General features: G+C 34.7%; 5 protein-coding genes and 2 pseudogenes. All 7 read right to left on the bottom strand.

Annotated elements, in window-relative coordinates:
* Positions 1–760 precede the first annotated feature (760 nt).
* Positions 761–1,705 (bottom strand): mannose-6-phosphate isomerase, class I, encoded by a 945-nt coding sequence (manA, locus tag ACQKNR_RS28885; RefSeq protein ID WP_427322665.1) that lies wholly within the window; start codon positions 1,703–1,705, stop codon positions 761–763.
* A gap of 17 nt (positions 1,706–1,722) precedes the next feature.
* A complete protein-coding gene (locus ACQKNR_RS28890) occupies positions 1,723–3,678 on the bottom strand; it encodes a fructose-specific PTS transporter subunit EIIC (protein WP_427322667.1) in 1,956 nt (651 codons plus the stop codon).
* Between the two features lie 156 nt (positions 3,679–3,834).
* On the bottom strand, positions 3,835–5,781 hold the full coding sequence (locus ACQKNR_RS28895; RefSeq protein WP_427322669.1) for a BglG family transcription antiterminator: 1,947 nt from the start codon (positions 5,779–5,781) through the stop codon (positions 3,835–3,837).
* 136 nt (positions 5,782–5,917) lie between these two features.
* Positions 5,918–6,184, bottom strand: coding sequence for a phosphocarrier protein HPr (locus ACQKNR_RS28900; RefSeq protein WP_002175131.1), 267 nt, complete (start codon positions 6,182–6,184; stop codon positions 5,918–5,920).
* A gap of 379 nt (positions 6,185–6,563) precedes the next feature.
* Positions 6,564–6,776: pseudogene (locus ACQKNR_RS28905) on the bottom strand (DUF1071 domain-containing protein); the annotation flags it as partial.
* Between the two features lie 776 nt (positions 6,777–7,552).
* Positions 7,553–7,858: pseudogene (locus ACQKNR_RS28910) on the bottom strand (phage antirepressor KilAC domain-containing protein); the annotation flags it as partial.
* A gap of 171 nt (positions 7,859–8,029) precedes the next feature.
* Entirely contained in the window at positions 8,030–8,206 is a 177-nt protein-coding gene (locus tag ACQKNR_RS28915; protein WP_427322671.1) for a hypothetical protein, read from the bottom strand.
* Between the last annotated feature and the right edge of the window lie 643 nt (positions 8,207–8,849).

The following is an 8,849-nucleotide window of genomic DNA, read 5'->3' on the forward strand; positions in this document are numbered from 1 at the left end:
ATAGAACGAGTGCCGTATCTGCTATATGCACTGGATACGGAGTGGTGATGGCACACCGCAATCTTGCACGTCAGCGATACTAGAAATAGACTTCGTCTTTGGTAGCAAGAATCCCACTGACGTTAGTCAGCTTGTGGCTTTAGCCGTGGGAGTGTCAATAAAACGCCTTACTATCATACATTCACTATCAGAATCTAATACTCAGTTCTCGTTAAACATACTAATACGTCCTCCTCGAACCTTAATGAAAGCATCTACAATTACTGTAATTCAATATCAAACGGATAAAAGTTTTATTTTTTACCGTAACTTCCGGAAAAATAGTAATTTTATCTTATCAAAACAAAATGGTATGGATCTTCCGATCCTTATCTCATTACATGACGTAAATAAGATAAAAACTTCATTACATTCGTTTATTTCGTAAACTTTTGAATAAAAGATGGCTTTTTCATCGTTATTAACAGCTAGCGGAAATACGGTTCTGTTGCAAAGTTTGAAAAAAGCATAAACAGGTTATTAAATATGGAACAATGTTTAGGAAGTAGCTAGTTAATGTTGACCCAAAATAAAAAGAGTAACAAAATGTTACTCTCATCAGAAAAAATCGAACTAACGTTTTCTAAGCTATCCTCCAAACACAGTCATTCCTAATAAGCTAAAATAGTAAGAATCAAACTTTATTCAAAGGCTACAGCTGATAAATTTGTGTTAAAATAAACCAAATTATATATACGTTATATACAAATAATTAAAATTACTACAAACTTGAAACAATACAATTAGTGTTGCCTACCAAACCGTATTCCCCAAAGTTATTAGGTAATATAAAATGGTCTCCTTTTTTAAAGAAAAAGTGTTTACCGTCTTTAATTAACTTACCTTCTCCCTCAATTACACTAACAAGAAGGAATGCTTTTTGTTGTTTCAAACTAGCTGATCCTTCTAGCCCCCATTTTTCCACTGAAAAATACGGACATTTGATAAAGTTTGTTATGCTCAAATCATCTACTTTTTCATGTTTTACAGTTAACGGATTCGATATAAATGGAATTTCGGTTACATCAATGCTTTTTTCAAGATGAAGTTCACGTAAATTCCCTTCTGAATCTCTTCTATCATAATCATACAATCTATAGGTTGTATCAGAGTTTTGCTGTGTTTCCAATATCAAAATCCCTTTACCGATTGCATGAATAGTTCCACTTGGTACATAGAAGAAATCTCCCGGTTTCACCTTCACACGTTGTAACAGTTGATTCCATTCTTTCTGTTCAATCATAGCCATGAACTCTTCTTTTGTTTTCGAATGATGTCCATAAATAATTTCTGCGTCTTCTTTGGAATCGATTACATACCAGCATTCTGTTTTTCCCAGTTCTCCATTTTCATGTACACTGGCATACTCATCATTTGGATGAACTTGAACAGATAAGTCTTGATTAGCATCCAAAATTTTTGTAAGAAGAGGGAAACGATCTCCCTCCACATTTCCAAATAAATCTCGATGTTCTTCCCACAACTCACCTAAAGAAAAACCTTTATATTTTCCGTTCTTAACAATACTTTGTCCATGTTGATGTGCCGCAAAAGCCCAGCACTCTCCGGTTTGATTTGATGGAATCTCATATCCAAAAGAAGTTAATTGTGTTCCACCCCAAATTCTTTCTTTAAAAACAGGTGCAAAAAATAATGGTTCAGTCATGATTATAATCCTCCGTTCTATACAATTTCATCTAGTAGCTTGTATGCTTCTTGTTTTGTCTGGACGGATAATAACCGCTCTCTATAATTGTCATCCATTAGTTTTCGAGAAAGCATCTGAAGGATTTTTAAATGTTCATTTCCTTCACTTTCTTTTGGTACCGCAATCATAAATATTAATTTCGCTTCCGTTCCATCAAGGCTTTTCCAATCTACGCCCGATTGCTTAATCCCAAGTACTACACTCGGTTTCTTAACAGCTTCTGATTTTCCGTGTGGAATCGCAATATTCATGCCAATACCTGTTGTGCTTTCTTGCTCACGATTCATAATCGCTTGTTTAAATTCTGTTTTGGAATGCAATGCACCAACATGGTTTAATTTTTGAATCATTTCATCAATGACGTCATCTCGTGTTTCTCCTATTAGATCTGTTTCAATTAACTCCACGCTCGTAATGTCTGTTAGTTTTTTTATTTCTACCTTATCTACTTGTTTGCTTTCTTTTTGCGTTTCTTGCTCCACTTGTAGCACTTCTTTCGTTGCTGAAACTTCTTGTATTTGTTCAACTGCTTTTTTTTCTACCTTTGAAATGTCTTTTTTCAATACATTTACTACAACAGCAGTCACAGCAGAACCTACAATTACAGCTACAAAGAACATAAATACATTATCCACTGCTCCCAGCACCGCAACAATTGGACCACCATGTGCCACTCTATCTCCTACATGGCCAATCATGGCAATCACAGCACCTGTCATTGAACCAGCCATAATACTTGGAATAACACGAAGTGGATCTTGTGCTGCAAATGGAATCGCACCTTCCGTAATCCCAAATAGTCCCATTGTAAATGAAGCCTTACCCATCTCTCTCTCTGAATCTTGGAATTTCCCCTTACCTATGAAAGTAGCAAGTCCCATTCCAATTGGTGGAATACAGATTGCCGCAGCAATCGGACCCATAATTTCATAGTTTCCTTCTCCAATCATTGCTGAACCAAATAAGAATGCAACCTTATTGACTGGACCACCCATGTCAAATGAAATCATTGCCCCTAAAATTAATGCTAGGAGAATTGAACTTGATCCCTGCATACCCGCCAACCAAGCAGTTAATGACTCGAATGCTTGTGCGACAGGAGCACCAATAATAAATATAAATGCTAAACCAACTACAAGCGAAGCGAACACCGGAATAATAATAATCGGCATAATTGGTTGAATCGCCTTTGGAACTTTTACTTTTTTAATTCCTAATGCTACATAACCTGCTAGGAAACCAGCGATAATTCCGCCGAGAAAACCAGCACCACTTTCACTTCCATAAAAACTTCCTGTCGCTGCAATATATCCACCAATCATACCAGGAACAAGACCGGGTTTATCGGCTATACTATACGCTATATATCCAGCCAAAATTGGAACCATAAACGTAAATGATGCACCGCCAATTTGTTCAATTGTTTTCCAGAAAGATCCATCTGGAATTACTAGACCTCCAGGTGTTTTTTCTCCACCGAGCGTCAATGCAATTGCAATTAACAATCCACCAACTACAATAAATGGAACCATAAAAGATACACCATTCATTAAATGACGATATATCGGGTTTTGCTTTCTCTCCTGTTGATTACTTTCAACTGTTTTGGCTTGTGAATGATAGACAGGTACATCGCCACTTGCTACTTTCTGAATTAATTCTTCTGGTTTACGGATACCATCTTGAACTCCGACAACTAACAATTTTTTTCCTACGAATCTATCTTTATTTACCGCTCTATCAGCAGCTATAATGATACCGTCTGCTTCTCGAATATCTTTTTCAGTCAGCTCATTTTCTACCCCTATACCACCTTGGGTTTCAATTTTCATCTGAATACCTAATTTATCCGCTGCTTTTTGCAAATTTTCTGCAGCCATATAAGTATGGGCAATTCCATTCGGACACGATGTAATCGCTAACAGTTTCATTTCTAATCCTCCTCACACTATTGTTGTAAGCGCCTACACATAATATAAATCAATATCGTAATGACAAAAGTTTCATTTTTTACCGTAACTTCCGGAAAAATAAACCTTTTACCGAAACAAACAAAAAAGCGAAGTATTTAGGCCTCCACTTTTCGTTTAATTATGTAAATACGATAAAAATTTCATTACGTTTGTTTCTTTCGTAAGCTTTTGAATAAAGGATGGTTGCTGACTTATAAAGGATAGCTCATGAAATAACTGTTTCGTTACCTCTTTCCCATCACTTTTAACTGCTAGCATAAATACAAGTGATACCTTCTCTGATCCCCAATCAATTGGTTCCTTTAATGTAGCGATTGCAATTACCGACTCTTGAATAAATTTCGGATTACCATGTGGAATCGCAATCCCTGCTCCGATCGTTGTTGCTGACATCTTTTCTCTTATAATTGCATTTTCTGCATACTCTTTATCCACATAGCCTTTGCTATGCAAAGCATGCGCTAGTTTTTCAATTAGCTCATATGGGTGCTGCACATCCTGTTGTAAAAATACTAAAAATGGAGATGTATAATTCAGCATAACAAAGTCTTTTTGTTCTTTATAACTCGGTTCATCGCATTCCTTTATAAAGTCCCCTAGCTTCTTTTCTTCCGCTCCCTCTAATAATGGTGATACTACGATATGAGGAATAAGTAATTTTGAAAGAGCAATAGTAGAAATAACGAGTTCCACATCATGATGTTTCATTATATAATCTTGTAAATCAGCTTTTGCAATGCAGTCCATCACATGGATATGACGAAATTTCCGCTCAATTTTTGTCCGTAACAACTGTGACATCCCAATTCCCATATGGCACACTATAATTACATTTTTTGATTTTTCCTGATGATCTAACCGTTCAACAGATGCTTCAAAGTGTAGAGTAAGATACGCCGCTTCTTCTTCCGGAATATATAGAGTTAGAGATTCATTTATTTCTTCTAATACCTGAATCAACATATTAAACATATACGGATACATTTTTTTTATATCGTGTAGCATTGGATTGGATACAGAGAGATCATAGTTTAAACGATTCAATGTGGTGTATAGATGAATTGTTAATCCCTCAATTAAAACTTGGTCTCTACTGAAATCAATTCCATACAACTGTGACATACGTTTTATTAATTGATGTACAACCCTAGAAAGGATTGGATTGCTTTCAGTAAGTTTACTACCCTCCCCTGGTTTATCTTGATAACGGAATTTCCCGCCCAAAATATGGGCTGTTAAATACGCTGCTTCTTCTTCTGTAAAATGAATAGCGAAAACACACTCTAGTCGTTTTAAAAACTCCAATGTCCATTTATATTCTTTTGTTTCTTGTATTATTTTAACTTCCCTTTTAGATGTTAAAATCGATTGCTTAAGCTTCATTCTCCGTACCATCAGCAACGTATGAACTAATAAACTTTCAAATGCATCATCTGTAAAAAATAATGCATGTCGTTTTTGTAGCGCTTTCAACTCATTCGTTACAAATTCAACTTCATGATATAAAAATTGTTCCTTAATAAATTGATTCGTTAGCTCTGAATTACGAATTAAATCTGATAATCTAGCTAATGCTTTTCTTTTATTCTTTTCATTTCCCCTAACAATCAGTCCTATCCGCTGTTTTGAAACAACAGTTAAATCAAAATGTTGTAACCACTTTTCAATTCTATCTAAATCTTTCTTTATAGTAGTACGATTTACAAAATGTTGAGAAGCCATATCCTGTGTAGTGACTGTCTTTACATTCATTAACAAGTTATAAGCAATTTGCAGGATTCTTTCTTCATCTGATTCATACTTGGTACGATTATTTATACAGTAAAGTTTATTAAACAAATCTACCTTTTCATATTCCACAATCTCTAAGTACACTCCTAATCCTGGCTTCCTAACAAGAATTGCACTCGAATAATTCGTAAGGTGATTCTCAATTGCTTTAAAATCATTACGAATTGTTTTTTCCGAGCAATTTACTTGATCCGCAAGGTCTTGCACTAAAAAATAATCATTAGGTTCAGATAATAACAGAAACAAAATTTCTTTTTGTCTTGTATTCATGAATTTCACCTATCTCTTATATCCTTCTAAGTTATATACATTACTTCAAAGGATATTTTTACTCTTCCTTATAACTAACACTTTAGATTATATATATTGATTTTAATGTATAAACCATTCAATACGGCGCTCATTATCATGCACCAATACTTTGCGCTTGCATTACTTTACTTACACTTTGAAGCACTTGTTCTTCATCTTCCCCTTTTGCAATCACTTTAATTTGTGCGCCCTTTGGAACACCAAGTGCCATAATACCCATAATAGATTTTAAATTTACTTGTTTTTCTTTATACTCAAGCATCACTTCTGATTTAAATGAGCTAACTGCATTCACTAATGTTGTTGAAGGACGCGCATGAAGTCCCCCATCTTCTAATATTGTAAAGAATTTTTCAACCACCTATGATTCCCCCTTCAGTTTTCTAAATTCATTAAGGTCCCATTCTAAGTATCTTCGCCGAGAACAGAAATCGCTTACATTTAATATATAGTAAAACAAACTAGGTAAAAGTTTTATTTTTTACCGTAGCTTCAGGAAAAGCTGTTTTTATCTTTTTCCACCAGAAGACTCCCTTCTCTGTTATTACGCGAGTTCAGCCAGCATTTCAACCGAATTCCATTTCCAGAATTAACCAAAAGATGTAATCATTTTTTCTCTATCATCCATCCCTTCACTCCTATTCTATATAATCCCGATATAGAATAGGAGTGAAGATGTTACAATTTCGTTTCGAATGTTTATTATCTAACATATGCTTTCACTCCTTAATTTGTTTGCTCTACCTCTTCAGCCGTTTCTTTTCAATTGTTTCTTTTTCAGCTTGCTTTAACGAAAATTCGACAACTTTTTTGATGCCTAGGTGTCCTTTAATCGTGCCTTCGTCTACTTTCCGAAGAGTAGCTAGTTTTTTTCTGTTTAATTTGATTGCGCTAACTTGTTGAGCAGTAATCATTTCTTCTTGTACTTCTGGTAGCTCTTCGCCCATGTATATTTCCCTGTTACAACCTGTACACTCTTCAATGAAGTCTCTAGCTGATGAATCGTGATGATTTCCGTAAGTAATTGGATTTTCAATCATTTTATCGTTCCTCCTTATTTACTGAGAGAAAACTTATGGTATAATAGAGTTAGCTAATTTTAGGGAATATTTTCTCTACAGCGCTCATTGCCATCGAGCGTTTTTTCGTTTTTAATAGCTAACTTTCTGAAAATCTGTTAAAATTTAGTTACCGATATGTGTAACAACCGGCCTGTGCTTCTGTACAGGCTTTTTTGATGCTTTCGAGTATCGAAATATCCAGGAACCTGTTTGTTAGGTGGGGGATACCATTAGACTCCTGAATATTCCAATAAACGAAAGCTTGTCTACGTTCACAAATTCGTAAAAACTTTATATAAAAATTTAATAATATATATGTTAAAATTATTACATTCCAATAATTCCTTTACTTTTAGAATCGACAATTCTTCAATACCCTTAGTCTTGCCCTGCATCCCCTGCAGGGCTTTTATCATTTAGCTAGGTTGTGATATACCTCTTATATATTTCCTCAACTTTATCTGTGCTGTTATGTACACCCTTTGATCTTAAACCCTTTATGATCCATAAGATTTTCTTTCGTTCGTATTCATCTCGATGCTGTTTATCCATCACTTTTCATCTTTCGTAAGTCTTTTATCTTTCCAATCCATCAGTTGAATGAATCCCGCAACCACAATGACTAGAACCAGTATCATTAAATGTGAGAATATGCTTTCTTCCATCGTTTACACCGCCTCCTTATCCATTTCTGGAATAATTCCTCGTTTCGTTAGTATTTCATGAATAAACAAACGACCTTATTACTTCCATCAAGTATTCATTTTTACTGAGCGACTACCATCTGAATGAATTACACCAACCATTTTCGATTTTGTGTAACCTTTATTTTGGTGTTTTGAGTAAAGTAACCATTGATTATTCACTTTGTACTGCACTTTTTCTTCTTTCAGAATTTTATTAAGTTTCACCGCTGATAATCCAAAATCTGCTGCTACTTGCGAAACTGTTACTGTATCTTGCGATTGAATTACGCTAACAAACAAAGAAAATATCCGAATTAAGATGGTTCAAGTCATAGGAAGGCACCTTAGGGTGTCTTTTTTAGTTTAACGAATTCCCCGAAATTCATCTCCCACCTACCGTTGGGCTACGCCCTTCACACGCTTGAGGAAGGAGAATTCTTTCGGGGAATTTGTTAAATATTATTTTATTGTCACTGTATGAGCTTTTGTACTTTTCTTTAACATCTCCATTAGATCATAAATATCTTTTTTACTGTTTAGTTTCGATTTACTATTAAAAACCAATGTTCCCTCTACAGATCCGCCATTAAAATGAGAAGTGTATGATATTAAATACTCCAATCGTCTTGCTCTCATTTCCCTCTATCCCCCCTGAATAAAACTCAATATTTCGTCAATACTTTAGACAACCCATTTCTTAACCTTTTCCATTACCCAAGCAGTTAGCTTTTGCTAGCTGCTCTTTTATTGAATAAATATCTAAAATATGTTAACAATATAGATACACCAAGGTTGAATACGAATGACCATTGTGTTCTTCTTATTCACGGAGCAGTTAGTATAACTAACTGCTTTTTTATTTTTGTTACATAAACTTGAAATTATCGTCCATACTATACATAACTCACGAAAAATTTATACTCCTTAAATTCGTGGATGTAATTTTCTCGTTGCAGTTAGCTTTTGCTAGCTGCTCTTTTATTTGTGATCTGTTTACACTGACTCTCATATAATATATTCAGTCCTTTCTTATAAATTGAGTTCGTTACTTAAATTATAAAAATGAGGTTATCTCCTATATCTTTTTTCAGTATCATTCATATTCTAATTTTTGAAAAAATACACTATTTTTAAAAAAGGTAGTTGCGGAAACAACCACCTTTTATTTATGACAAAATGAAATTTTTATCATTTTAGCCAAGAAGACTCCTTCCTCAAGGAACGCGAAGTGAGTAGGTGGGAGATGAATTGGCTTCGGACAAGGGATGGCAGGAAGCCA

Origin of the sequence: Bacillus sp. NPDC094077 (assembly GCF_050279465.1) — a bacterium.
Taxonomy (GTDB): Bacteria; Bacillota; Bacilli; order Bacillales; family Bacillaceae_G; genus Bacillus_A.